This window comes from Variovorax frigidus (genome assembly GCF_051216515.1).
Classification (GTDB): Bacteria; Pseudomonadota; Gammaproteobacteria; order Burkholderiales; family Burkholderiaceae_C; genus Variovorax.
In genome coordinates, this window is the sequence record NZ_JBPJZF010000001.1 from 248,862 (window position 1) to 271,362 (window position 22,501).

The following is a 22,501-nucleotide window of genomic DNA, read 5'->3' on the forward strand; positions in this document are numbered from 1 at the left end:
CAGAACAGTATGAATAGAGTAAAAAAACGGCCTTCTGACCGGATACCCCTGCAGAGCAAATTCCGCGCCGGACCGTGTCTTCCAGCGCCCTCGCGCCGTCGAACCGGGCGGAGTTTAGCCCAAGGATGACGGGTCTCTGGGTGGGTTCGACCCGGGTGTTTCACCCAGTTCCTGGGCCAGGGATTCGACCACCAGCGTGCGCAGAACGGCTTCGATTTCACTGCGCAGACGCGGCACCATCGCGTCGAGCTGGGCCTGCACGGCGGCTGACACCACGTCGCTCAGCCGCTCTTCCAGCGAGGCGTCGATGCGCTGCAGTACCCGGTGCATCAATTGCTCTTCCAGCGCGAAACTCTCCAGCTCGGAGAGGCGTGCAGCCGGCCCGAGTGCGACCGCTTCGCGCATGTCGATCGCAGGGGGCGGGGCGTCGTCGCCGAGGGGTTGCGGCACGGGCGCCGGCATCTCGAGCACCGTGGTGAGTGTGGGCACGAAGCGCGGCGGAATGCGCGGGGCGTTCATCGCGCGCCGCCCTGGAACTGGTGGCGGGTGATCGCGTAGCCGCGGTCGGCATAGTGGCGCCAGCGCACGCGCGCCGACTGCCGGTCTTCCTCGTCATCGGTCACGATGTCGATCAGGCGCTCGAAGCGCTCGAAGCCGGCCGGGATCTCCGATGCCAGGTTCAACAGCACCTGCTGGTGCGGCAATGCACCAGCATCGCCGTCCATGAGCACCACCGGAGAGCGCGACAGCACGGCGGGCTCGGCGCTGGCGCGGCAATGCGCCACGAAGTCCACCGCCGACAACTGCCACAAAGCCAGGTCGATGGCGTCGATCGTTGCCGCCGGCGCGACCACCACCACCCGCGCGCCGCGCGCGCCCACCGCCTTGCGCAGCAGCCGACAGGCGTAGTTCACCTTGTCGGGCGTGTTGAAGTGGAAGTCGATCTCTGTCACGTCGTGGCGCGCGCCTTGCGGGTGGTCTTGCGCTGCGTCGCCGACGCGGGCTGATCACCCACGGCGGCCGCGGCACGGCCGAGCAGGTAGCTCACGAGCAAGCCGACCGGACGACCGGTCGAGCCCTTGGCCGGGCCACTTTTCCACGCGGTGCCCGCGATGTCGAGGTGAGCCCACGGGAATTCGCTGGTGAAGCGCTGCAGGAACTTGGCCGCCGTGATGGCGCCGCCCGCGCGGCCCGCGATGTTGGCCATGTCGGCGAAGTTGCTCTTCAAGCCTTCGCCGTACTCGTCGTCCAGCGGCAGGCGCCAGCAACGGTCCTGCGATTGCTCGCCGGCCGCCGCCAGCGCCGTGGCCAGGGCCTCGTCGCTGGAGAACAGGCCGCTGCGCACGCCACCCAGGGCGACCACACAAGCGCCGGTCAGCGTCGCGATGTCGATCACCGCCGCGGGCGAGAAGCGCTTGGCATAGGTCAGGGCATCGCACAGGATGAGCCGGCCTTCGGCATCGGTGTTGAGCACTTCGATGGTCTGGCCGCTCATGCTGGTCACGACGTCGCCGGGCTTGAGCGCCTTGCCGTCGTTCATGTTCTCGCAGCTGGGAATCAGGCCGACCACGTTGATGGCGGGCTTGATCTCGGCCAGCGCGCGGAACACGCCCAGCACGCTCGCCGCGCCGCACATGTCGAACTTCATCTCGTCCATCTCGGGCGCGGGCTTGAGCGACACGCCGCCGGTGTCGAAGGTGATGCCCTTGCCGACCAGCACCACCGGCGCCTCGTTCTTGGCCGCGCCCTGGTAGCGCAGCACGATGAAGCGCAGCGGTTCGGACGAGCCCTGCGCCACGGCGGCGAAGGAGCCCATGCCCAGCTTGGCCACGTCCTTGGGGCCCAGCACCTCGCACTGGACGCGCGGCAGCGCGCCCAGTTCCTGCGCCGCGCCGGCCAGCAGCGTCGGCGTGCAGTGGTTGCCCGGGCGATTGCCCCATTCCTTGGCCAGCTCGATGCCGGCGACGGTGGCGCTGGCCTCGGCGAAGGCGGACGTCAGGGCCTTCGAATCGGCCACGCCGATCACCAGCTGCCGGATGCTGCGTGCTTCGGCCTTGGGCTTGGTCGTGGTGTAGACATAGCTTGCATCGGCTGCTGCCAGCACGGCGGCCCGCACGGCCGTGGCTTCCGCATCCTGCGCAAAGGCGATCGTCAGACGCTTGGGTGCATGGGCCTTGGCGGCCTGCACGGCGGCACCGACGGCCGTGCGCACCGCGTTCGGCGAACCATCGCCGGTCGACGCCAGCACCACCCGCGGCGACGTGACGCCGGCCGGCCGGTACAGGGCGAGCAGCTTGCCCGCCTTGGTGGGAAGGTCGCCTGCTTTGCGTGCATCCTCCATGATGGCGGTCAGGGCATCGGACCGGATGGATTTCGACAGGCTCTCGGTGGAGCCTGACTCGGCGAAAAGCACGATCAGTGCGTCGGTCTTTTCGTTGGCCGCCTGGGCGGTGCTGAGGGTCTTGAGTTGAAAGTCCATAATCCTTTTCTTTCCCTTGACGATGTTATTCCATTCCTCCCTGCGCAAAGAGCTGTCTCGCAGCTTCGGCGCCACGCTCGTCGTCCTGGTCACCATCGTGATGACCATGATGCTGATCCGCACGCTCGGCCTGGCTTCCAAGGGCAGCGTGAACCCGTCCGACGTGCTGCTCGTGATGGCCTACACGGTGCTCGGCTACATGCCGACCATCCTGAGTCTGAGTCTGTTCGTCTCCATCGTGGGCACGCTGTCGCGCATGTACCGCGACAGCGAGATGGTGATCTGGTTCTCCAGCGGCCGCGGCCTGTTCGACTTCGTGAGCCCGCTGTTCCGTTTTTCCTGGCCTGTGCTGCTGCTGATCGCGGTGCTGGCGCTGGTGGGGTGGCCCTGGGCCAACTCGCAGACCCAGGGCATGCGGGCCCAGTACGAACGCCGCGGCGACCTCGAACGCATCGCGCCCGGCGAGTTCCGTGAGTCGGCCGGCCGCAACCGCGTGTTCTTCATCGACAAGGACACGCCCGACGGCACCACCGCCAACAACGTGTTCATCTCCTCGATCGAGCGGAACCTGCAGATCATCACCTCGGCGCGCAGCGGCCGCATCGACGACGTGGGCGGCGCGCGCTACCTTCTGCTGTCCAACGGCCAGCGCCTGGAGCGTGCGCTCGACGAGAAGCGCCTGAAGATCAGCGAATTCGAGACCTACGGTGCCAAGGTCGGCGACAACGTGTCCTCGTCGGCCGACGCGGCGCCGGTGCGGTCGCGCAGCACCAGGACCCTGCTGATGGAGCGGACGCCCGTCGCCCTCGGTGAACTCGCGTGGCGCATCGGCTTGCTGTTCGCCGGCTTCAATTTCGTGCTGCTGGCGCTCACGCTGTCGAACGTGAATCCGCGGGCCGGACGCAGTGGGAACCTGCTGCTCGCGCTGTTCGTCTTCGTGGTGTATTTCAACCTGCTGAACCTGGGTCAGAGCTGGATCGGCTCCGGACGCATCGGCATCGGACACTTCATGCTGCTGGTGCATGGCGGCATCCTGGTCGGGACCTGCCTCTGGCTCGCCAAACGCAACAACAACTGGGGGCTGCGGCGCCGTGTCGCGGCACCCTCACCTTCGGTACCGCGCGCGTGAAGACCATCCGTCGACTGATCTACAGCGAGGTGCTCAAGTCCGTGGGCTTCGTGACCCTCGGCTTCCTCGCCCTCTTCTTCTTCTTCGACTTCGTCGACGAACTCGGCGACATCGGCCGGCCCGACAGCCTGGGCTACGGCACGCCCCAGGCACTGGCCTACGTGACGCTGCTGATTCCCAGCCACCTCTACGAACTGCTGCCGATCACGGTGCTGATCGGCACCATCTTCGTGATGTCGCGCCTGGCCCAGAGTTCCGAATACACCATCCTGCGTACCAGCGGCCTGGGGCCCTGGCGTGCGCTGCGCTCGCTGCTCGCGCTCGGCGCAGGCTTCGTGGTGCTCACCTTCGCCGTGGGCGACTACATGGCGCCACTGGCGGACCGGACGGCCCAGACGCTCAAGGCCCGCTTCCGGGGCGACATCCTGGCCACCGCCGGAGCCACCGGTGCATGGCTCAAGGAGCGGCAGGGGACCATGTCCTATGCGGTCAACGTCTCGGCCATGAACCGCGACGGTACGCTGACCTCGCCCCGCATTTTCGAATTCGACGACAAGGGTTTCGTCACGACGCAGACGCTGGCGCCGTCAGCCCGCATCGTCGACGGGGCCTGGATCCTGGCCGATGCCGAGCATCAGCAGTACGACACGCGTTCGGGCAATGTGGCCCGCGTGGTGACCGACCAGGTGGCCGAGTACCGCTGGCCGACCTCGCTGACCAGCGAGATGGTGTCGGTAGCGCTGCTCAAGCCGGAGCGCATGCGCACGCTCGACCTGTTCGAGTACATCAACCATCTCGAGGCCAACGGGCAGACCGCGCAGCGCTACGAGATCCAGTTCTGGCGCAAGGTGTTCTATCCGCTGTCCTGCCTGGTGATGGTGGTGCTCGCCCTGCCCTTCGCTTACCTGCATTTCCGCCAGAGCGGCATCACCAGCTATGTGTTCGGCGGCGTGCTGATCGGCATCAGCTTTTTCCTGCTCAACAACGTCTTCGGCTACATCGGCAACCTGAGCAACTGGATGCCCTGGCTCACGGCGGCCGCGCCGGGGTTGATCTACACGCTGCTCTCGCTGGCCGCCTTCGGGTGGCTGGTGCTCAGGCGTTAGCGTGGCGGGCGTAGAAACATCCGCCGTGGTGCTGTTCGCGCACGGTTCGCGCGATGCACGATGGCGCGAACCGGTCGAGGCGGTGGCGCGCCGTATCGGCGAACTGCAGCCGGGCGTGGCGGTCGCCTGCGCCTACCTTGAACTGGTCGAGCCCGATCTGCCCACGGCCGCCGGGCGGCTGATCGCGGACGGCGCGCGCACCCTGCGCGTGGTGCCGCTGTTCCTCGGCATGGGCAAGCACGTGCGCGAGGACCTGCCGCAATTGGTAGACGCCTTGCGGGCTGCATATCCCGAGGTGGTTTTTTCGTTGGCGCCGGCCGTGGGGGAGACGCCCGAGGTGGTCGATCTGCTGGCGCAGGTGGCGCTGCGTAGCTGATTTCTTGCGCAAATCGATAGACCGATAAGGCATAATGAAAAGAACAATAAGACGTAATTTGTTATGAATCTCCACCAATTCAAGTTCGTGCAGGAGGCCGTGCGCCGCAACCTGAACCTGACCGAAGCCGCCAAGGCCCTGCACACCTCGCAGCCTGGCGTCTCCAAAGCCATCATCGAGCTCGAGGAAGAGTTGGGCGTGGAGATCTTCGCGCGCCACGGCAAACGGCTCAAGCGCGTGACCGAGCCGGGCCAGCACGTGCTCGCGAGCATCGAACTCATCATGCGCGAGGTCGGCAATCTCAAGCGCATCGGCGAGCAGTTCAGCGCCCAGGACAGCGGCACGCTGTCGATCGCCACCACCCACACGCAGGCCCGCTATGTGCTGCCGGTGCCGGTGGCCAAGCTTCGCGAGGCCTATCCCAAGGTCAACGTGAGCCTGCACCAGGGCTCGCCCGACCAGGTGGCGCGCATGGTGATCGACGAGATCGCCGAGATCGGCATCGCGACCGAATCGCTGGCCGACTACGCCGAGCTCGTGACCCTGCCCTGCTACGAATGGCAGCATGTGCTGGTGCTGCCCAAGGACCATCCGCTGGCCGACAAGGAGCGCGTGTCGCTCGAAGACTTGGCGACCGAGCCGATCATCACCTACCACCCCTCGTTCACCGGCCGCACCCGCATCGACCATGCGTTCGCGCAGAAGAAGCTCACGCCGCGCATCGCGCTGGAAGCCATCGACTCCGACGTGATCAAGACCTACGTGCGCCTGGGTCTGGGCGTGGGCATCGTGGCCGAGATGGCCGTGCGCGACAGCACCAACGACGATCTGGTGGTCAAGCCGATGGGCCACATCTTCGGCCAGAACATCGCGCGCATCGCCTTCAAGCGCAGCGCCTACCTGCGCAACTTCGTCTTCAAGTTCGCCGAATTGCTGAGCGACCGGCTCGACCGCAACCTGATCGCCAAAGCGCTGAGCGGCCAGCAGCAGGACTACGAGCTCTAGGCTCTCCCCCGAGGGCTTCGCGCACTTCGTGTCGCGCGCGCCTTCCCCCTTCCGGGGGCGACACCGGCGGCCCGGCAAAGCCGGTTCCGCGGTGTCCCACGGACATCGCATCATCGAACCCACGAGCATCATGAGCACCGATTCTTCTTCCGTCCGCACACCCGCGATCGCCAGCAAGCTGCCCGCCGTCGGCACCACCATCTTCACCGTGATGTCGGCGCTGGCGGCCGAGAAGAACGCGGTCAACCTGGGACAGGGTTTCCCGGACTTCCACTGCGACCCCAAGCTGCTCGATGCGGTGAACAGCGCGATGGCCGCGGGCCACAACCAATACCCGCCGATGCCGGGCATCCCCGCGCTGCGCGAGGCGATGGCCGCCAAGATCGAGGCGCTCTACGGCCGCCGCTACGACGCCGCGACCGAGATCACCGTCACCGCCGGCGCCACGCAGGCCATCATCACCGCGATCCTGGCCGTGGTGCACCCGGGCGACGAGGTCATCGTGCTCGAGCCCTGCTACGACAGCTACGTGCCCAACATCGAACTGGCCGGCGGGGTCGTGGTGCGCGTGCCGCTCACGCCGGGCACCTTCCGCCCCGACTTCGCCCGGATCGGCGCCGCCATCAGCACGAAGACGCGGGCGATCGTCATCAACACGCCGCACAACCCCAGCGCCACGGTCTGGACCGCGGCCGAGATGCGCGCGCTCGAGGAACTGCTCGCGCCGACCGACGTGCTGGTGATCAGCGACGAGGTCTACGAGCACATGGTGTTCGACGGCGCGCCGCACGAGAGCGTGGCCCGCTACCCGGGCCTCGCGGCACGCAGCTTCATCGTGGGCAGCTTCGGCAAGACCTACCATGTGACCGGCTGGAAGGTGGGCACGGTGGCCGCGCCGGCATCGCTCACGGCCGAGTTCCGCAAGGTGCACCAGTTCAACGTGTTCACCGTCAACACGCCGATGCAGCATGCGCTGGCCAGTTACATGGCCGACCCCGCGCCCTACCTCGAACTGCCGGCCTTCTACCAGCGCAAGCGCGATCTGTTCGCTGCTGGCCTGGCCAAGACCCGCTTCAAGCTGCTGCCCAGCGCCGGCACCTACTTCCAGTGCGTCGACATTACCGCCGTGAGCGACCTGGGCGAAGCCGACTTCTGCCAATGGCTCACACGCGAGATCGGCGTGGCCGCCATTCCGCTGTCGGCCTTCTACGGCGGCGGTTTCGACCAGCGCGTGGTGCGTTTCTGCTTCGCCAAGAAGGACGAAACCCTGGTGCATGCGCTGGAGCGACTGGCGAAGCTCTGACACGGCGCGTCGGTTTGGCCTGACCGGCACAGGGGCTGCTTTCCCTTTGCGGACGTCCCGATCGGGGCGACCATGGGTCTTCCATACGAAGCCCTTAGGAGAAGTTCATGTCGACAATACTGCTGGTCATCCTGGTTCTGTTGCTCATCGGGGTACTACCGACCTGGGGTCACAGCCGCAACTGGGGCTATGGTCCGAGCGGCGGTCTGGGCCTGGTCCTGATCGTCGTGATCGTGCTGCTTGTCATGGGACGCATATGACGCCGTGAGTCGCCTCGATCGCGCCTTGAAGAAAAGCCCGCTCCGCGGGCTTTTTTCATGCCTGCAGCTGCGTCCAGGCCTTGTCCAGCCGCTTGATGCTCACCGGCTGCGGCGTGCGCAGTTCCTGCGCGAAGAAGCTCACGCGCAGTTCTTCCAGCAGCCAACGGAACTCCAGCATGCGATCGTCGACCGCCCCCTTGCGCTCCGCCACCAGCCGCCAGTAGCGTTGCTCCTGCGGCCGCAGTTCGGCCAGCTTGGCGGCGTCGCGCGCCGGGTCGGCGCGCAGCTTGTCGAGCCGCGCGGTGATCGCCTTGAGGTAGCGCGAGAAATGCTGCAGCTGCGGCCAGGGCGTGTCGATGATGAAGCGCTTGCCCATGAGCTTCTGCAACTGCTGCGCCGCGTCGGCCGTGGCATCGGGCTGGATCTTGGTGTCCTTGATCTTGCGCACCGCGGTCGCGTAGTCGACCAGGATCACGCCGGCCAGCCGCGCCACCTCGTTGGCGATCAGCGTCAGCCTGCCGCGCCCTTCCTCGATTCGGCGCTTGAAGGCGAACTCGTCGGTGGGCAGCGGCTCCTGCAGGAAGGCGCGGTCGAGCGCCACGTCGACGATCTGCGTGCGCAGTTCGTCCGAAGTGCCCAGCGGCATGTACGCCACGGCCATCTTCTGCAGGTCGGGGACGTTCTTCTCGAGGTACTTGAGCGCCTCCTTGAGCTGCAGCGCGAACAGGCGGCGCAGCCCGGCGCGATGCCTGGCGGCGGCCACGGCCGGCTCGTCGAAGACCTCGATCGTGACGCCGTCGCCCCCGTCGAGCAGCGCCGGGAAGCCGATCAGCGATTGCGCGCCGCGGCGCACCTCCATGAGTTCGGGCAGTTCGCCGAAAGTCCAGGCCGTGTAGCGCGCCCCGGCGGGCAGCGAGGGCGCGGCCGCCGGGGCCGCTGCACGCGGCGCCGCCGTCGGGGTGTCCTTTGCAGCCGGAGCCGCAGGCGCGGCCCGCACGTTGAGCCCCGCCAGCGCCTGGAACGCACCGCGCGCCTGCGCGCCGAGTTCGCCCTTGAGCGCGCCCAGGTTGCGCCCCATGCCCAGCTGACGGCCGTGCTCGTCCACGATTCGCAGGTTCATGAACAGGTGCGGCGGCAGCATGTCGAGCTTGAAATCGGCGCGCAGCACGTCGATGCTGGTCAGCTCGCGCACGCGGCGCAGCAACACGTCGGTCAGCGAGCCGGCACCGAACAGCTCGGGCGCCGACAGCGCCTCGGCCAGCTTGCTCGCCGACTCGGGCAGCGGCACCAGCCGCGAGCGCGGGCGCTGCGGCAGGCTCTTGAGCAGCGCCTGGATCTTGTCCTTGAGCATGCCGGTCACGAGCCACTCGCAGCGCTCCTCGCTCACCTGGTTGAGCACGAACAGCGGCACGCTCACGGTCAGGCCGTCCTTGGCGTCGCCGGGCGCATGCAGGTAGGTGGCGATGCAGTCCACGCCGCCCAGCCGCACGGTCGGCGGGAAGGACTGCGTGGTGATGCCGGCCGCCTGGTGGCGCATCAGCTCGTCGCGCGTGAGGAACAGCAGACGCGGCTGGGCGCGCGACAGCTCCTTGTACCAATGCTCGAAGGACGCGCCGCTCGCCACGTCGGGCGGCAGTTGCGCGTCGTAGAAGGCGTAGATCAGCTCGTCGTCGACCAGCACGTCCTGCCGGCGCGCCTTGTGCTCCAGCCCTTCGACCTCCTTGACCAGCTTGCGGTTGGCCACGAGGAAGGGAAACTTGCTCTCCCACTGCCCGCCGACCAGCGCTTCGCGGATGAAGATCTCGCGCGCCGCCACCGGATCGACCTTGGTGAAGTCGACGCGCCGGCCGCTGTAGACCACCAGCCCGTAGAGCGTCGCGCGCTCCAGTGCCGTGACCTGCGCGCCCTTCTTCTCCCAGTGCGGGTCGAGCAGCTGCTTCTTGAGCAGGTGGCCCGCGACCTCTTCCAGCCACTGCGGCTCGATGTTGGCGATGCCGCGGCCGAAGAGGCGCGTGGTCTCGACCAGCTCGGCCGCCACGATCCAGCGGCCCGGCTTCTTGCGCAGATGCGCGCCCGGGTGCGGATAGAACTTGATGCCGCGCGCGCCCAAATACTCACCAGTCTGTCCTGAGCCTGTCGAAGGATCCTCCATCTTCCAGCCGACGTTGCCCAGCAGGCCGGCCAGCATCGACAGGTGCAGTGCCTCGTAGCTCGCGGGCTGGCGGTTGAGCTGCCACTTGTGCTCGCTGACCACCGTGAGCAGCTGCGAATGGATGTCGCGCCACTCGCGCAGACGGCGGATGTTGACGAAGTTCTGCCGCAGCAGCTGTTCGTACTGGCGGTTGCTGATCTTGTGCGTGGGCCCTTCGACAGGCTCAGGGCGAACGGGGGGAGCCGCCATGCGCTGCGCGATGGGCAGGAAGGCAGCGTTGGCGCGCTTCGTCGGCTCGCCATGCAGTTCTCGGCGCGTCTGTGGCGCATTGCCGCCCCGCGCATCGGCGATCCATTTCCACAGCGTGAGGTAGCCGCTGAACTCGCTCTTGTCATCGTCGAATTTCGCATGCGCCTGGTCGGCCTGCTGCTGCGCCTCCATGGGGCGGTCGCGCACGTCCTGCACCGACAGCGCCGAGGCGATCACCAGCACTTCTTCCAGCGCGCCACGCGAGCGCGCCTCCAGGATCATCCGGCCGACACGCGGGTCGAGCGGCAGCCTGGCCAACTCCTGCCCGATGGCCGTCAGTTCGTTGGCATCGTCCACCGCGCCCAGTTCGTTGAGCAGCTGGTAGCCGTCGGCGATGGCGCGCGGCGCCGGCGCTTCGAGGAAGGGGAATTGCGCCACGTCGCCCAGGTGCAGCGACTTCATGCGCAGGATCACGCCGGCCAGTGAGGAACGCAGGATTTCCGGGTCGGTGAAGCGCGGCCGGCCCAGGAAGTCCTTCTCGTCGTAGAGCCGGATGCAGATGCCGTTGGCCACCCGGCCGCAGCGGCCGGCGCGCTGGTTGGCCGCGGCCTGGCTGATCGGCTCGACCAGCAGCTGCTCGACCTTGCTGCGGAAGGAATAGCGCTTGACGCGCGCCGTGCCGGTGTCGATCACGTAGCGCGTGCCCGGCACCGTGAGCGAGGTCTCGGCCACGTTGGTGGCCAGCACAACGCGGCGGCCGGTGTGGCCTTCGAAGATGCGGTCCTGCTCGCCTGGCGAGAGCCGCGCGAACAGCGGCAGCACCTCGGCATTGCGCATCACCGGCTGGTTGGCCAGGTGGCGGCGCAGGTGGTCGGCCGCCTCGCGGATCTCGCGCTCGCCCGGCAGGAAGACCAGGATGTCGCCGCCGTTGTGCGGATCGCGCCAGAGTTCGTCGACGCCGTCGGCGATCGCGCTGTTGAGGTCGTACTCGCGCGATTCCTCGAAGGGGCGGTAGCGCTGCTCGACCGGGAAGGTCCGACCCGAGACATAGATGATCGGCGCGGGTCCGTTCCTTGACGCGAAGTGCGTGGCGAAGCGATCGGCATCGATGGTTGCCGAGGTCACGATCACCTTCAGGTCGGGCCGGCGCGGCAGGATCTCGCGCAGGTAGCCCAGCAGGAAGTCGATGTTGAGGCTGCGTTCGTGCGCCTCGTCGATGATGATGGTGTCGTAGGCCTTGAGCAAAGGATCGGTCTGCGTCTCGGCCAGCAGGATGCCGTCGGTCATGAGCTTGACCGAGGCGTCGCGGCTCAGCCGGTCCTGGAAGCGCACCTTGAACCCGACCACGTCGCCCAGCGGCGTCTTGAGCTCTTCGGCGATGCGCTTGGCCACCGAGCTGGCGGCGATGCGCCGCGGCTGCGTGTGGCCGATCAGCTTGCCCTGCCCCGGCGGCTTGTTGAGCTTGCCGCGGCCGAGCAGCAGCGCGATCTTGGGCAGCTGCGTGGTCTTGCCCGAGCCGGTCTCGCCGCAGACGATCACCACCTGGTGGGCGGCGATGGCCTCGGCGATTTCCACGCGTCGGGCCGAGACGGGCAGCGACTCCGGGAATTCGATCTTCAGCGTGCTCTTCGGCGGAAGGGGCGCGGGCGGGGCGGACAAGGTATCGGTAGACAAGACAGTCAGTCGGGCACGAGGCACATCGGAGAGAATTGACGATTATCCCAGCCCGCCCCGGTTCGCGCCGTTCACCCTCCTTCTCGCCATCCTGCCCACCACCGCCGAATGTCCACCGTCTTCAACTTCACCTTCGTTCCCTGGTTCCGCTCCGTCGCCCCGTACATCCACATGCACCGAGGCAAGACCTTCGTGGTGGGACTCACGGGTGAGGCGATCGCCGCGGGCAAGCTGCAGAACATCGCCCAGGATCTGGCGCTGATCCAGTCGATGGGCGTCAAGGTGGTGCTGGTGCACGGCTTCCGGCCGCAGGTCAACGAGCAGCTGCGGGCCAAGGGGCAGGAAGCCCGCTACTCGCACGGCCTGCGCATCACCGACGAGGTGGCGCTCGATTCGGCGCAAGAGGCTGCGGGCCAGCTGCGCTACGAGATCGAGGCCGCCTTCAGCCAGGGCCTGCCCAACACGCCGATGGCCGGCTCCACGGTCCGCATGATCTCGGGCAACTTCATCACGGCGCGGCCGGTGGGCGTGATCGACGGCGTGGACTTCAAGCATTCGGGCCTGGTGCGCAAGGTCGACAGCGCGGGCATCCTGCGCACGCTGGACTTCGGCGCGATGGTGCTGATGTCGCCCTTCGGCTTTTCGCCGACCGGGGAAGCGTTCAATCTCACGATGGAAGAGGTCGCGACCAGCGTGGCGATCTCGATCCAGGCCGACAAGCTGATCTTCCTGACCGAGGTGCCGGGCATCCGCGTCGACAGCGAACTGCCGGAGAGCGAAGACAACCCGATCGACACCGAGCTCCCGCTCGACGCCGCGCGCAAGCTGCTGACCACGCTGCCGCCCGCACAGCGCCCCACCGACACGGCCTTCTACCTGCAGCACTGCGTGAAGGCCTGCGAAGCGGGCGTCGAGCGCAGCCACATCCTGCCCTTCTCGGTCGACGGTTCGCTGCTGCTCGAGGTCTATGTGCACGACGGCATCGGCACCATGGTGGTCGACGAGAAGCTGGAGTCGTTGCGCGAGGCCACGGCCGACGACATCGGCGGCATCCTGCAGCTGATCGAGCCTTTCGAGCGCGACGGCACGCTGGTCAAGCGCAGCCGCACCGAGATCGAACGCGACGTGAGCCAGTACTCGGTGATCGAGCACGACGGCGTGATCTTCGGCTGCGCGGCGCTCTATCCCTATCCGGAATCGCGCACCGCCGAGATGGCGGCGCTCACGGTGTCGCCGCACTCGCAGTCGCAGGGCGACGGCGAGCGCATCCTCAAACGCGTCGAGCAGCGCGCCAAGGCGCTCGGCCTGGACAGCATCTTCGTGCTGACCACGCGCACCATGCACTGGTTCATCAAGCGCGGCTTCGTGCCGGTCGACCCCGACTGGCTGCCCGAAGCGCGCAAACGCAAGTACAACTGGGACCGCAAGAGCCAGGTCCTGGTCAAGAAACTCAAGTAGACGATCGACGCCATGAATCCCCTGCTCGCCAAGCTGCAGCCCTACCCCTTCGAGCGGCTGCGCCAGCTCTTCGCCGGTGTGGTGCCGAGTGCCGATTTCAAGCCCATCAGCCTGGGCATCGGCGAACCCAAGCACCCGACGCCGGCCTTCATTCGCACCGCGCTGAGCGAGGGCCTCGATGCGCTCGCGGCCTACCCGGCCACCGCCGGCGACGCCAAGCTGCGTGCCGCCTTCACCGACTGGCTGCAGCGCCGCTACGACGTGGCGGTCGATCCCGCAACCCAGGTGCTGCCGGTCAACGGCTCGCGCGAGGCGCTGTTCGCGCTCGCGCAGACGGTCGTCGATGCCTCGGGGCCGACACCGCCCATCGTGATGTCGCCCAACCCCTTCTATCAAATCTACGAGGGCGCGGCCCTCTTGTCGGGGGCCGACACGCACTATGTGCCCAGCATCGCCGAGCGCAATTTCGCGGTCGACTGGAACGGCGTGCCCGACGCCGTGTGGGCCCGCACCCAGCTGGTCTTCGTCTGCTCGCCGGGCAACCCCACGGGCGCGGTGATGCCGCTGGACGAGTGGCGCAAGCTGTTCGCGCTGTCCGACCGCCATGGCTTCGTGATCGCCTCGGACGAGTGCTACAGCGAGATCTACTTCCGCGAGGAAGCGCCGCTGGGTGGGCTGGAAGCGGCCACGCGCCTGGGGCGCAGCGACTTCAAGAACCTGGTCATGCTGACCTCGCTGTCCAAGCGCAGCAACGTGCCGGGCCTGCGCAGCGGCTTCGTGGCCGGTGATGCGGCGCTGATCAAGTCCTTCCTGCTCTACCGCACCTACCATGGCAGCGCCATGGGCGGCGCAGTGGCCGCGGCCAGCGTCGCGGCCTGGGGCGACGAAGCGCACGTGGTGGAAAACCGCGCGCTCTACCGTGCCAAGTTCGCGGCCGTCACGCCGCTGCTGGCCGAGGTCATGGACGTGCGGCTGCCCGATGCCGGCTTCTACCTCTGGGCCGGCGTGCCCGCGGCCTGGAACGGCGACGACCAGGCCTTCGCCCGCGACCTCTACGCTCAATACAATGTGACGGTGCTGCCGGGCAGCTTCCTCGCACGCGACGTCGGCGGCACCCACCCTGTGAATCCTGGCCGGGGCCGCGTCCGCATGGCCCTGGTGGCCGGCACCGACGAGTGCACCGAGGCCGCCCGCCGCATCGTTGATTTCATCCAGAACCGAGCTCCTTCATGACCCAACAACTCCAGCAGACCATCGACGCCGCGTGGGAAGACCGCGCCAACCTCTCGCCTTCGCAAGCTTCGGCCGAAGTGCGCCAGGCCGTCGATCACGTGATCTCCGAACTCAACAACGGCACGCTGCGCGTCGCCACCCGCGAGGCCGTGGGCCAATGGACGGTGCACCAGTGGATCAAGAAGGCGGTGCTGCTGTCCTTCCGCCTCAGGGACAACGAACAGATCCAGGCCGGTTCGCTCGGCTTCTACGACAAGGTGCAGACCAAGTTCTCGCACCTGTCGGCCGCCGAACTCAAGGAAGCCGGCGTGCGCATCGTGCCGCCGGCCGTGGCACGCCGCGGCAGCTACATCGCCAAGGGCGCGATCCTGATGCCTTCGTACGTGAACATCGGCGCCTACGTGGGCGAAGGCACCATGGTCGACACCTGGGCCACCGTGGGTTCGTGCGCGCAGATCGGTGCCAACGTGCACCTGTCGGGTGGCGTCGGCATCGGCGGCGTGCTCGAGCCGCTGCAGGCCGGCCCGACCATCATCGAGGACAACTGCTTCATCGGCGCGCGCTCCGAAGTGGTCGAAGGCGTGATCGTCGAAGAGAACTCGGTCCTGTCGATGGGCGTGTTCATCGGCCAGAGCACCCCGATCTACGACCGCGCCACCGACACCGTGAGCTACGGCCGCGTGCCGGCCGGCTCGGTGGTGGTGGCCGGCACGCTGCCCAAGCCGGGCGGCAAGTACAACACCTACGCGGCGATCATCATGAAGAAGGTCGACGCCAAGACGCGTTCGACCACCAGCCTGAACGACCTGCTGCGCGACTGATCCCGCCCCGGCCGCTGCGAGGCGGTCTTTTTTTCTCGTTGAGAACGCCCCGAGGAGCGAGAGACCGATGAACACGATGGAACGCATCCTTCGCCTGATGGCGGAACGCAAGGCCTCCGACATCTATCTCTCCGCGAATTCGCCGGCCCTGATCCGGATCAACGGCAACTGCCTGCCGATCAACAGCCAGGTGCTGCCGCCCGAGGCGCCGCTGAACCTGCTGTCGGAAGTGGTGCACCAGAGTCGCATCGCCGAGCTCGAGCGCACCGGCGAACTCAACATGGCGATCCAGCTCGAGGGCGCGGGCAACTTCCGCATCAGCGGCATGCGCCAGCGCGGCAGCTACGCGGTGGTGGTGCGGCACATCGCGTTGACCATCCCGTCCTTCGACGACCTGCATCTGCCGGACGTCCTCAAGACGCTGGTGATGGAGCGCCGCGGCCTGATCCTGATGGTCGGCGCGACCGGCGTGGGCAAATCGACCACCCTGGCCTCGATGCTGGACTACCGCAACGAGCACGCCTCGGGCCACATCCTCACGGTCGAGGAGCCGATCGAGTTCACCTTCACCAACAAGAAGTCGATGGTGAACCAGCGCGACGTCGGCAGCGACACGCAGTCGCTTCACGTGGCACTGAAGAACGCGCTGCGCCAGGCGCCCGACGTGATCCAGATCGGCGAGATCCGCGACCGCGAGACCATGACGGCCGCCATCGCGTACGCCCAGTCGGGCCACCTGTGCGTGGCCACGCTGCATGCGAACAACAGCTACCGCGCGCTCAACCGCATCCTGAGCTTCTACCCGGTCGAGGTGCGTCCCACATTGCTGGGCGACCTGTCGGGCGCGCTGCGCGCGATCGTGGCACAGCGGCTGCTGCGCACGCCCAAGGGCGAGCGCTGGCCCACGATCGAGGTCATGCTCAACACGGCGCTGATCGCCGAGATGATCGAGAAAGGCGACTTTTCCGCCGTCAAGGAGGCCATGGTCCAGTCGATGGCCGAGGGCTCCCAGACCTTCGAGGAAGACATCGCGCGGCTGATCGGCGAAGGCCGGGTCACGCGCGAGGAAGGCCTCGCCCAGGCCGACTCCCCCACCAATCTCATGTGGCGCTTGCAGAACCGCGAGGCGCCCGCGAGCAAGCGCGACGAAGAGAAGGCGTTGATGGAGCAATCCGAAGCGCCCAGCTTCACCGACATCACGCTCGACGTGAAGTTTTGACTCTCCCCCAGGCTTCGCGCACTTCGTGTCGCGCGCGCCTTCCCCCTTCCGGGGGCAACACCAGCGGCCCGGCAAAGCCGGTTCCGCGGTATCTTTGGCCCACCCCCGAAGCGCCTGCGGCGCTCCCCCCTCGAGGGGGTGATACCAGCGGCCCGGCAAAGCCGGTTCCGCGGTATCACTGGCTTCAGCCGCAGCGCGAAGAAGAACTGATCTGAACATGTCCCGTACCCTCCAACTCGCCGAACAACTCATTTCCCGACCCTCGCTCACGCCCGACGACGCGGGCTGCCAGCAGATCCTGGGCGAGCGCCTGGCGCGCCTGGGCTTCCGGCTCGAGACCATCGAGAGCGGTCCGGCCGACTTTCGCGTCACCAACCTGTGGGCGGTGCGCGCCGGTGCCGAAGGCGGCAGGACGCTGGTCTTCGCGGGCCACACCGATGTGGTGCCGACCGGCCCGCTCGACGAGTGGACCAGTCCGCCCTTCACCCCGACCCATCGCGGCGGCCAGCTCTACGGCCGCGGCGCCTGCGACATGAAGAGTTCGCTGGCGGCCTTCGTGGTGGCCATCGAGGAGTTCCTCGTCGCGCAACCCGCCCCGCGGCTCGGGCTCGCGCTGCTGCTCACGAGCGACGAGGAAGGCCCCTCGGTCGACGGCACCGCGGTGGTCTGCCGCACGCTGGCCGAGCGCGGCGAGACGATCGACTACTGCATCGTGGGCGAGCCGACCTCGGTCGAGCGCTGCGGCGACATGATCAAGAACGGCCGCCGCGGCTCGATGAGCGGGCGCCTGACCGTGAATGGCGTGCAGGGCCACATCGCCTACCCGCACCTGGCGCGCAACCCGGTGCATGCCTTCGCGCCGGCGCTGGCCCAGCTGGTGGCGATCAATGAAGCCGGCGGCTGGGATGCGGGCAATGCCTTCTTCCAGCCGACCAGCTGGCAGATCAGCAACATCCATGCGGGCACCGGCGCCAACAACGTGATTCCGGGTTCGGTGGTGGTCGACTTCAACTTCCGCTTTTCGACCGAATCCACGCCCGAATCGCTGCAGCAGCGCGTGCAAGCCGTGCTCGATACGCACGGGGTCGACTGCACGCTCGCCTGGACCGTCGGCGGCCTGCCCTTTCTCACGCCACCGGCCGAGCTGGTCGCGGCGGTGCAGCAGGCCATCCAGGACGAAACCGGCATCGTGACCGAACTCTCGACCAGCGGCGGCACCAGCGACGCGCGCTTCATCGCGCGCATCTGCAAGCAGGTGATCGAGTTCGGCCCGGTCAACGCGAGCATCCACAAGATCGACGAGCACGTGGCGGTCGACGCCATCGAGACGATGAAGAACGTCTACCGCCGCACGATCGAGCGCCTGGAGCAGACTGAAACCGGGAGCGCCGCATGAGCACCCCGACCACCGTGATCGCGCTGATCGAAGCCGCCGCCACCCGCCTGAGCGATGCCGGCGTGGCCTTCGGTCACGGCACGGCCAACGCCTTCGACGAAGCCGCCTGGCTGGTGCTGTGGCAATTGCGGCTGCCCATCGACGACCTGGATGCAGCCGCCGACCGGCCGGTGTCGCCGGCCGAACAGACCCAGGTCGAAGCGCTGATCGACACCCGCATCCAGACGCGCCAGCCCGCCGCCTACCTGACCAAGGAAGCCTGGCTGCAGGGCGTGCCCTTCTACGTCGACGAGCGCGCCATCGTGCCGCGCAGCTTCATCGCCGAGCTGCTGATCGACGGCGGCATCGACTACTGGCTGGGCACGCACACGCAGCAGGTGCTCGACCTGTGCACCGGCAACGGCAGCCTGGCCGTGCTTGCCGCCATGACCTACCCGGACGTGACGGTGACCGCATCGGACATCTCCGCGCCGGCGCTCGAAGTGGCCGCGATCAACGTCACGCGCCATGCGCTCGACAGCCGGATCACGCTGGTTGCATCGGACGGTCTGGCGGCCCTGCCCGGCCCCTGGGACCTGATCCTGTGCAACCCGCCCTATGTCAACGCACAGAGCATGGCCGCGCTGCCGCCCGAATACCTGGCCGAGCCCGCGCTCGCCCTGTCGGGCAACGCGGCCGGCGGCACCGACGGCATGGACTTCATCCGCCGCCTGCTGGCCGACGCGCCGGCACGCATGCGCGAGCAGGCCGTGCTGGTGCTCGAGATCGGCAACGAGCGCGGGTATTTCGAAGCCGCCTTCCCGCGGCTGGAGGCGATCTGGCTCGACACCTCGGCCGGTGAAGACCAGGTGCTGCTGCTCACCCGCGACGCCATCGTCCGCGGCCTTCGCTAGGCGCCGCGCCCATGGACGTTCTGCTCGACGTCCGGGTGCCGCGCACGCTGGACGCGTGGGTGCGCGAGCTGAGCGGCAGTCCGTCCGGGACGGTGGTCGAAGGCTGGCTCTTCGAAGGCGTTCGCGCGCGCCGCCGCGCGGAGGCGCAACTGGCGACGCTGGGCATCGACGCCCGGCTGCGCAGCGCCTACAAGCCGCTGGTGCATCACTTTCTCGAAGCGGTCGACCGGGTGTCGCTGGCACACGTCAGGGTGCATTGCCCGGTGCATCCGGCCGCATCGCCGCGCCGCTTTCTGCTCGAAGCCTATCCGCTCGCCGAGATGCTCGGTGGCGCCGAGTTGCAACTGCTGTCGCTGCCGGAATCCGATGACCTGCCCTGCTACCGCATCGACCTGCGCTGGCGCGACGGCCGCGAGCGCACCGACACCGTGCCCGCGCCCAACCGCGTCCACGTCGATTTTCTCGATCGGCCCATGCTGTCGCCGACCGCCTGGCTGCGCATCCGGCGCCCCGGTGCGGCGCTGACCGAAGGCCGACGCGAGTCCGAGCACGAGGCGATCTTCCGCGAGGCCCTGGCCCTGGTGCACGCCCACCCCTGGTCCGAGACCGAGCCGTACTTCGAGCGCCTCGAACTCCGCGTCGACATGCCCGGCATCGCGCATGCCCCCGCGGCGGAAAGCGGCTGGATGGACACGCGCGAGGCGATGCACGAGGACCTGTACTTCTCGCTGCTCGAATTCTTCCAGCACCGCAGCGGGCGGCCGGCCGGTGATCGCCGATTGCGTCCGGGCCAGATCGTGCCGGACGTTCGCGCCGGACGCGGCGCCGCACGGCTGCGCATCACGACCTCGGCCTACCCTCCCCTGGCCCCGGATGGCGTCGCGGTCGACACGCTGCCGCTGGCGCACACACCGTCTCCGCTGGCGCCGGAGCGCATCGCCGCCGAGCTGGCACGCGTGCCGGGGCGCCGCTTCGAAGTGGCCAGCCGCGAGGGGCGTTCGGTCCGCGGTGTCTACCATCCAGGCAAGGGCCCGGCGGTACTGATCTCCGGCGCGCAGCATGCCAACGAGACCTCCGGCGTGGTGGGCGCACTGCGTGCCGCGCACCAGCTGGTGGCGCAGCAAGCCCATTTCGCGCTGATCCCGCTCGAGAACCCCGACGGCTATGCGCTGCACCGCGCGCTCTGCGCCCAGGCGCCGCGCCACATGCATCACGCGGCGCGCTACACGGCACTGGGCGACGATCTCGAGTACCGCGATGCCCCGCCCTGGTTCGAGCGTGAGGCGCGCGAACAGGGGCTGGCGATGTCCGGGGCACAGCTGCATCTCAACCTGCACGGCTATCCGGCGCACGAATGGACGCGCCCCTTCAGCGGCTACATCCCGCGCGGCTTCGAAGCCTGGATGCTGCCCAAGGGCTTTTTCCTGATCCTGCGCCACCACCCGGGCTGGGGGGACAGGGCCCGGCGCCTGGCCGAGCACGTCTGCCTGCGCCTGGCCGAGCGGCCGGCGCTCAGGGATTTCAACGCCAAACAGCTCGCCAGTTACAATGCGCATGCCGGCGATCTACCGTTCGAGCTCATCCACGGCACAGCCTGCATGATCAGCGAAGTGCATCGACCGGGCCCCGCCCTGACGTTGATTTCGGAATTCCCCGACGAAACGATCCACGGCGCTCCCTTCATCCTCGCCCACGACACCCAGACCGCGATGGTTCTGGCCGCCGTCGAAGCCCTGGGCCTCATTTCGCCGATTCCATGATCTCGCTGAAGAACGTCATCCTGCGCCGCAGCGCCAAAGTGCTCCTGAATGGCGCCACCGTCACCCTCAATCCGGGTGAGCGTGTCGGCCTGGTCGGCCGCAACGGCGCCGGCAAATCCACCCTGTTCGCCCTGTTCAACGGCACGCTGCACGAGGATGGCGGCGATTTCTACCTGCCCAAGCAGTGGCGCATGGCGCAGGTCGCGCAGGACATGCCCGAGACCGAGGAATCGGCCAGCGACTTCGTGGTCGGCGGCGACACCCGGCTGGTCGAGCTGCGCGAGGCCCTGGCGAAGGTCGAGGAAGCCTACGCGGCCAACCCCGACGATGCCGACATCGGCATGGCGCTGGCCCATGCCTACACCGACCTGGCCGATGCCGGCGAACACGACGCCGCGCCGCGCGCGCAGGCGCTGATCCTGGGCCTGGGCTTCAAGACGCACGAACTCGACGAACCGGTCAACAGCTTCTCGGGCGGCTGGCGCATGCGCCTGCAGCTGGCGCGTGCGCTGATGTGCCCGAGCGACCTGCTGCTGCTCGACGAACCCACCAACCACTTGGACCTGGACGCGCTGGTCTGGCTCGAGGCCTGGCTGCAGAAGTACGCCGGCACGATGATCGTGATCAGCCATGACCGCGAATTCCTCGACGCCGTGACCACCGTCACGCTGCACATCGCCAATGCGATGCTCACGCGCTACGGCGGCAACTACAGCAAGTTCGAGGAAATGCGCGCGCTGCACATGGAGCAGCAGCAGGCGGCGTTCGGCAAGCAGCAGGAAAAGATCGCCCACCTGCAGAAGTTCATCGACCGCTTCAAGGCCAAGGCCAGCAAGGCCAAGCAGGCGCAGAGTCGGGTCAAGGCACTGGAGCGCATGGAAAAGGTCGCGCCGCTGCTGGCCGAAGCCGACTTCACCTTCGAGTTCAAGGAGCCGGGCAACATCCCGAACCCGATGCTCTCGATCAGCCATGCCGACTTCGGCTATGTGGTGGACGGCGAGCCCAAGACCATCCTGACCCACGTCAGCAAGTCGGTCCAGGCCGGCCAGCGCATCGGCATCCTGGGCGCCAACGGCCAGGGCAAGTCGACGCTGGTGAAGACCATCGCGCGCGAAATGGGCGCGCTGGCCGGTGAAGTCACCGAAGGCAAAGGCCTGAACATCGGCTACTTCGCGCAGCAGGAACTCGACGTGCTGCGTCCGCAGGACAACCCGCTCGAGCACATGGTGCGCATGGCGCGCGAGCTCGGCGCAGCGGCCAAGGAGCCGACAGGCGAACAGGCGCTGCGCGGTTTCCTGGGCAGCTTCAACTTCACGGGCGACATGGTCAAGCAGCCGGTCGGCACCATGAGCGGCGGCGAAAAGGCCCGGCTCGTGCTCGCGATGATGGTCTGGCAGCGCCCCAACCTGCTGCTGCTGGACGAGCCCACCAACCACCTGGACCTGGCCACGCGCGAGGCCCTGGCCATGGCGCTCAACGAATTCGAAGGCACGCTGATGCTGGTGAGCCACGACCGTGCGCTGCTGCGTTCGGTCTGCGACGAGTTCTGGATGGTCGGCCGCGGCGCAGTCACCGATTTCGACGGCGACCTCGACGACTACCAGCGCTACCTGCTCGACGAGGCCAAGCGCCAGCGCGAGGAAGCCAAGGAGGCGGTGCGCAACAAGGCCGCGGTGCCGGCACCCAAGCCCGCCGCGGTCGAGGCGCCGACGGCGGAGTCGCGCGACCAGCGCAAGCAGGACGCGCAGGGCCGTCAGCAGCGCAACGACCAGGCCAAGCCGCTGAAACGCGAACTGAGCCAGATCGACGAGCGGCTGGCTGCGGCCGGCAAGGACAAGGACGCCATCGAAGCCCGGCTGACACAAGCGCTGCCGGCCGCGGACATCGCGGACGCGGGCAAGCGCCTGAAGGCGCTGAACGACGAAATCGAACAACTCGAGGAGCGCTGGCTGGCGCTGTCCGGTCAGCTGGAAGCCCTCGCCGCCTGA

General features: G+C 67.8%; 18 protein-coding genes. 14 read left to right on the forward strand and 4 right to left on the reverse strand.

The features are described from left to right. Window positions 1–114 precede the first annotated feature (114 nt). Genes ACSFBC_RS01140 through ACSFBC_RS01150 form a run of 3 tightly spaced genes read right to left on the reverse strand, consistent with a single transcriptional unit; the run spans window position 115 to window position 2,479 of the window. Window positions 115–519 carry a hypothetical protein gene (locus ACSFBC_RS01140; protein ID WP_435508474.1) on the reverse strand — a complete coding sequence of 135 codons (405 nt, stop codon included), beginning with the start codon at window positions 517–519 and terminating at the stop codon, window positions 115–117. After that, on the reverse strand, window positions 516–953 hold the full coding sequence (locus tag ACSFBC_RS01145) for a DNA polymerase III subunit chi (protein ID WP_435508475.1): 438 nt from the start codon (window positions 951–953) through the stop codon (window positions 516–518). The genes ACSFBC_RS01140 and ACSFBC_RS01145 overlap by 4 nt, the downstream gene beginning before the upstream one ends. After that, window positions 950–2,479: a leucyl aminopeptidase gene (locus ACSFBC_RS01150; protein ID WP_435508476.1), complete on the reverse strand. Its 1,530-nt coding sequence runs from the start codon at window positions 2,477–2,479 to the stop codon at window positions 950–952. Before ACSFBC_RS01150 ends, ACSFBC_RS01145 begins: the two co-directional genes overlap by 4 nt. 22 nt (window positions 2,480–2,501) lie before the next feature. Here ACSFBC_RS01150 and lptF point away from each other — a divergent pair, with 22 nt between their 5' ends. The 6 genes from lptF to ACSFBC_RS01180 all read left to right on the forward strand — a co-directional run bounded on the left by lptF (window position 2,502) and on the right by ACSFBC_RS01180 (window position 7,658). Beyond that, a complete protein-coding gene (lptF, locus tag ACSFBC_RS01155) occupies window positions 2,502–3,608 on the forward strand; it encodes an LPS export ABC transporter permease LptF (protein ID WP_435508477.1) in 1,107 nt (368 codons plus the stop codon). Then, window positions 3,605–4,714 carry an LPS export ABC transporter permease LptG gene (lptG, locus tag ACSFBC_RS01160; protein ID WP_435508478.1) on the forward strand — a complete coding sequence of 370 codons (1,110 nt, stop codon included), beginning with the start codon at window positions 3,605–3,607 and terminating at the stop codon, window positions 4,712–4,714. Before lptF ends, lptG begins: the two co-directional genes overlap by 4 nt. Before the next feature lies 1 nt (window position 4,715). Then, window positions 4,716–5,090, forward strand: coding sequence for a sirohydrochlorin chelatase (locus ACSFBC_RS01165; RefSeq protein WP_435508479.1), 375 nt, complete (start codon window positions 4,716–4,718; stop codon window positions 5,088–5,090). A 63-nt stretch (window positions 5,091–5,153) separates the two neighbouring features. Next, window positions 5,154–6,095, forward strand: a complete 942-nt coding sequence (locus tag ACSFBC_RS01170; RefSeq protein ID WP_435508480.1) for a CysB family HTH-type transcriptional regulator — start codon at window positions 5,154–5,156, stop codon at window positions 6,093–6,095. A 130-nt stretch (window positions 6,096–6,225) separates the two neighbouring features. After that, the gene (locus ACSFBC_RS01175; RefSeq protein WP_435508481.1) at window positions 6,226–7,398 is read left to right on the forward strand and encodes a pyridoxal phosphate-dependent aminotransferase; all 1,173 of its coding nucleotides are present in this window, start codon (window positions 6,226–6,228) and stop codon (window positions 7,396–7,398) included. Window positions 7,399–7,505: 107 nt separating this feature from the next. Continuing rightward, the gene (locus tag ACSFBC_RS01180; RefSeq protein WP_435508482.1) at window positions 7,506–7,658 is read left to right on the forward strand and encodes a DUF3309 family protein; all 153 of its coding nucleotides are present in this window, start codon (window positions 7,506–7,508) and stop codon (window positions 7,656–7,658) included. Window positions 7,659–7,713: 55 nt separating this feature from the next. On the opposite strand, the gene hrpA is transcribed toward ACSFBC_RS01180, so the two are convergent. Then, on the reverse strand, window positions 7,714–11,733 hold the full coding sequence (gene hrpA / locus ACSFBC_RS01185; RefSeq protein WP_435508483.1) for an ATP-dependent RNA helicase HrpA: 4,020 nt from the start codon (window positions 11,731–11,733) through the stop codon (window positions 7,714–7,716). A 108-nt stretch (window positions 11,734–11,841) separates the two neighbouring features. On the opposite strand from hrpA, the gene argA reads away from it, so the two are divergent. The 8 genes from argA (at window position 11,842) to ACSFBC_RS01225 (ending at window position 22,501) form a co-directional block, all read left to right on the forward strand. Next, complete coding sequence (gene argA / locus ACSFBC_RS01190) at window positions 11,842–13,191, forward strand: amino-acid N-acetyltransferase (protein WP_435508484.1); 1,350 nt, start codon at window positions 11,842–11,844, stop codon at window positions 13,189–13,191. Between the two features lie 12 nt (window positions 13,192–13,203). Next, window positions 13,204–14,424 (forward strand): succinyldiaminopimelate transaminase, encoded by a 1,221-nt coding sequence (gene dapC / locus ACSFBC_RS01195; RefSeq protein ID WP_435508485.1) that lies wholly within the window; start codon window positions 13,204–13,206, stop codon window positions 14,422–14,424. Continuing rightward, window positions 14,421–15,245, forward strand: coding sequence for a 2,3,4,5-tetrahydropyridine-2,6-dicarboxylate N-succinyltransferase (gene dapD, locus ACSFBC_RS01200; protein ID WP_435508486.1), 825 nt, complete (start codon window positions 14,421–14,423; stop codon window positions 15,243–15,245). The genes dapC and dapD overlap by 4 nt, the downstream gene beginning before the upstream one ends. Window positions 15,246–15,312: 67 nt before the next feature. Further along, window positions 15,313–16,464, forward strand: coding sequence for a PilT/PilU family type 4a pilus ATPase (locus tag ACSFBC_RS01205; protein ID WP_435508487.1), 1,152 nt, complete (start codon window positions 15,313–15,315; stop codon window positions 16,462–16,464). A gap of 217 nt (window positions 16,465–16,681) precedes the next feature. Next, window positions 16,682–17,860, forward strand: a complete 1,179-nt coding sequence (gene dapE, locus ACSFBC_RS01210; RefSeq protein ID WP_435508488.1) for a succinyl-diaminopimelate desuccinylase — start codon at window positions 16,682–16,684, stop codon at window positions 17,858–17,860. Further along, window positions 17,857–18,753, forward strand: a complete 897-nt coding sequence (gene prmB, locus ACSFBC_RS01215) for a 50S ribosomal protein L3 N(5)-glutamine methyltransferase (protein ID WP_435508489.1) — start codon at window positions 17,857–17,859, stop codon at window positions 18,751–18,753. Before dapE ends, prmB begins: the two co-directional genes overlap by 4 nt. An 11-nt stretch (window positions 18,754–18,764) precedes the next feature. Further along, window positions 18,765–20,513 (forward strand): M14 family zinc carboxypeptidase, encoded by a 1,749-nt coding sequence (locus ACSFBC_RS01220; protein WP_435508490.1) that lies wholly within the window; start codon window positions 18,765–18,767, stop codon window positions 20,511–20,513. Then, window positions 20,510–22,501 carry an ABC-F family ATP-binding cassette domain-containing protein gene (locus ACSFBC_RS01225; protein WP_435508491.1) on the forward strand — a complete coding sequence of 664 codons (1,992 nt, stop codon included), beginning with the start codon at window positions 20,510–20,512 and terminating at the stop codon, window positions 22,499–22,501. The genes ACSFBC_RS01220 and ACSFBC_RS01225 overlap by 4 nt, the downstream gene beginning before the upstream one ends.

What these genes read in the sequence shown, in the direction of transcription:
- ACSFBC_RS01140 (WP_435508474.1), bottom strand. Translation starts at nt 519, where the DNA reads ATGAACGCCCCGCGCATTCCGCCGCGCTTCGTGCCCACACTCACCACG.
- ACSFBC_RS01150 (WP_435508476.1), bottom strand. Translation starts at nt 2,479, where the DNA reads ATGGACTTTCAACTCAAGACCCTCAGCACCGCCCAGGCGGCCAACGAA.
- lptF (WP_435508477.1), top strand. Translation starts at nt 2,502, where the DNA reads ATGTTATTCCATTCCTCCCTGCGCAAAGAGCTGTCTCGCAGCTTCGGC.
- ACSFBC_RS01170 (WP_435508480.1), top strand. Translation starts at nt 5,154, where the DNA reads ATGAATCTCCACCAATTCAAGTTCGTGCAGGAGGCCGTGCGCCGCAAC.
- ACSFBC_RS01175 (WP_435508481.1), top strand. Translation starts at nt 6,226, where the DNA reads ATGAGCACCGATTCTTCTTCCGTCCGCACACCCGCGATCGCCAGCAAG.
- ACSFBC_RS01180 (WP_435508482.1), top strand. Translation starts at nt 7,506, where the DNA reads ATGTCGACAATACTGCTGGTCATCCTGGTTCTGTTGCTCATCGGGGTA.
- argA (WP_435508484.1), top strand. Translation starts at nt 11,842, where the DNA reads ATGTCCACCGTCTTCAACTTCACCTTCGTTCCCTGGTTCCGCTCCGTC.
- dapC (WP_435508485.1), top strand. Translation starts at nt 13,204, where the DNA reads ATGAATCCCCTGCTCGCCAAGCTGCAGCCCTACCCCTTCGAGCGGCTG.
- dapD (WP_435508486.1), top strand. Translation starts at nt 14,421, where the DNA reads ATGACCCAACAACTCCAGCAGACCATCGACGCCGCGTGGGAAGACCGC.
- ACSFBC_RS01205 (WP_435508487.1), top strand. Translation starts at nt 15,313, where the DNA reads ATGAACACGATGGAACGCATCCTTCGCCTGATGGCGGAACGCAAGGCC.
- dapE (WP_435508488.1), top strand. Translation starts at nt 16,682, where the DNA reads ATGTCCCGTACCCTCCAACTCGCCGAACAACTCATTTCCCGACCCTCG.
- prmB (WP_435508489.1), top strand. Translation starts at nt 17,857, where the DNA reads ATGAGCACCCCGACCACCGTGATCGCGCTGATCGAAGCCGCCGCCACC.
- ACSFBC_RS01220 (WP_435508490.1), top strand. Translation starts at nt 18,765, where the DNA reads ATGGACGTTCTGCTCGACGTCCGGGTGCCGCGCACGCTGGACGCGTGG.
- ACSFBC_RS01225 (WP_435508491.1), top strand. Translation starts at nt 20,510, where the DNA reads ATGATCTCGCTGAAGAACGTCATCCTGCGCCGCAGCGCCAAAGTGCTC.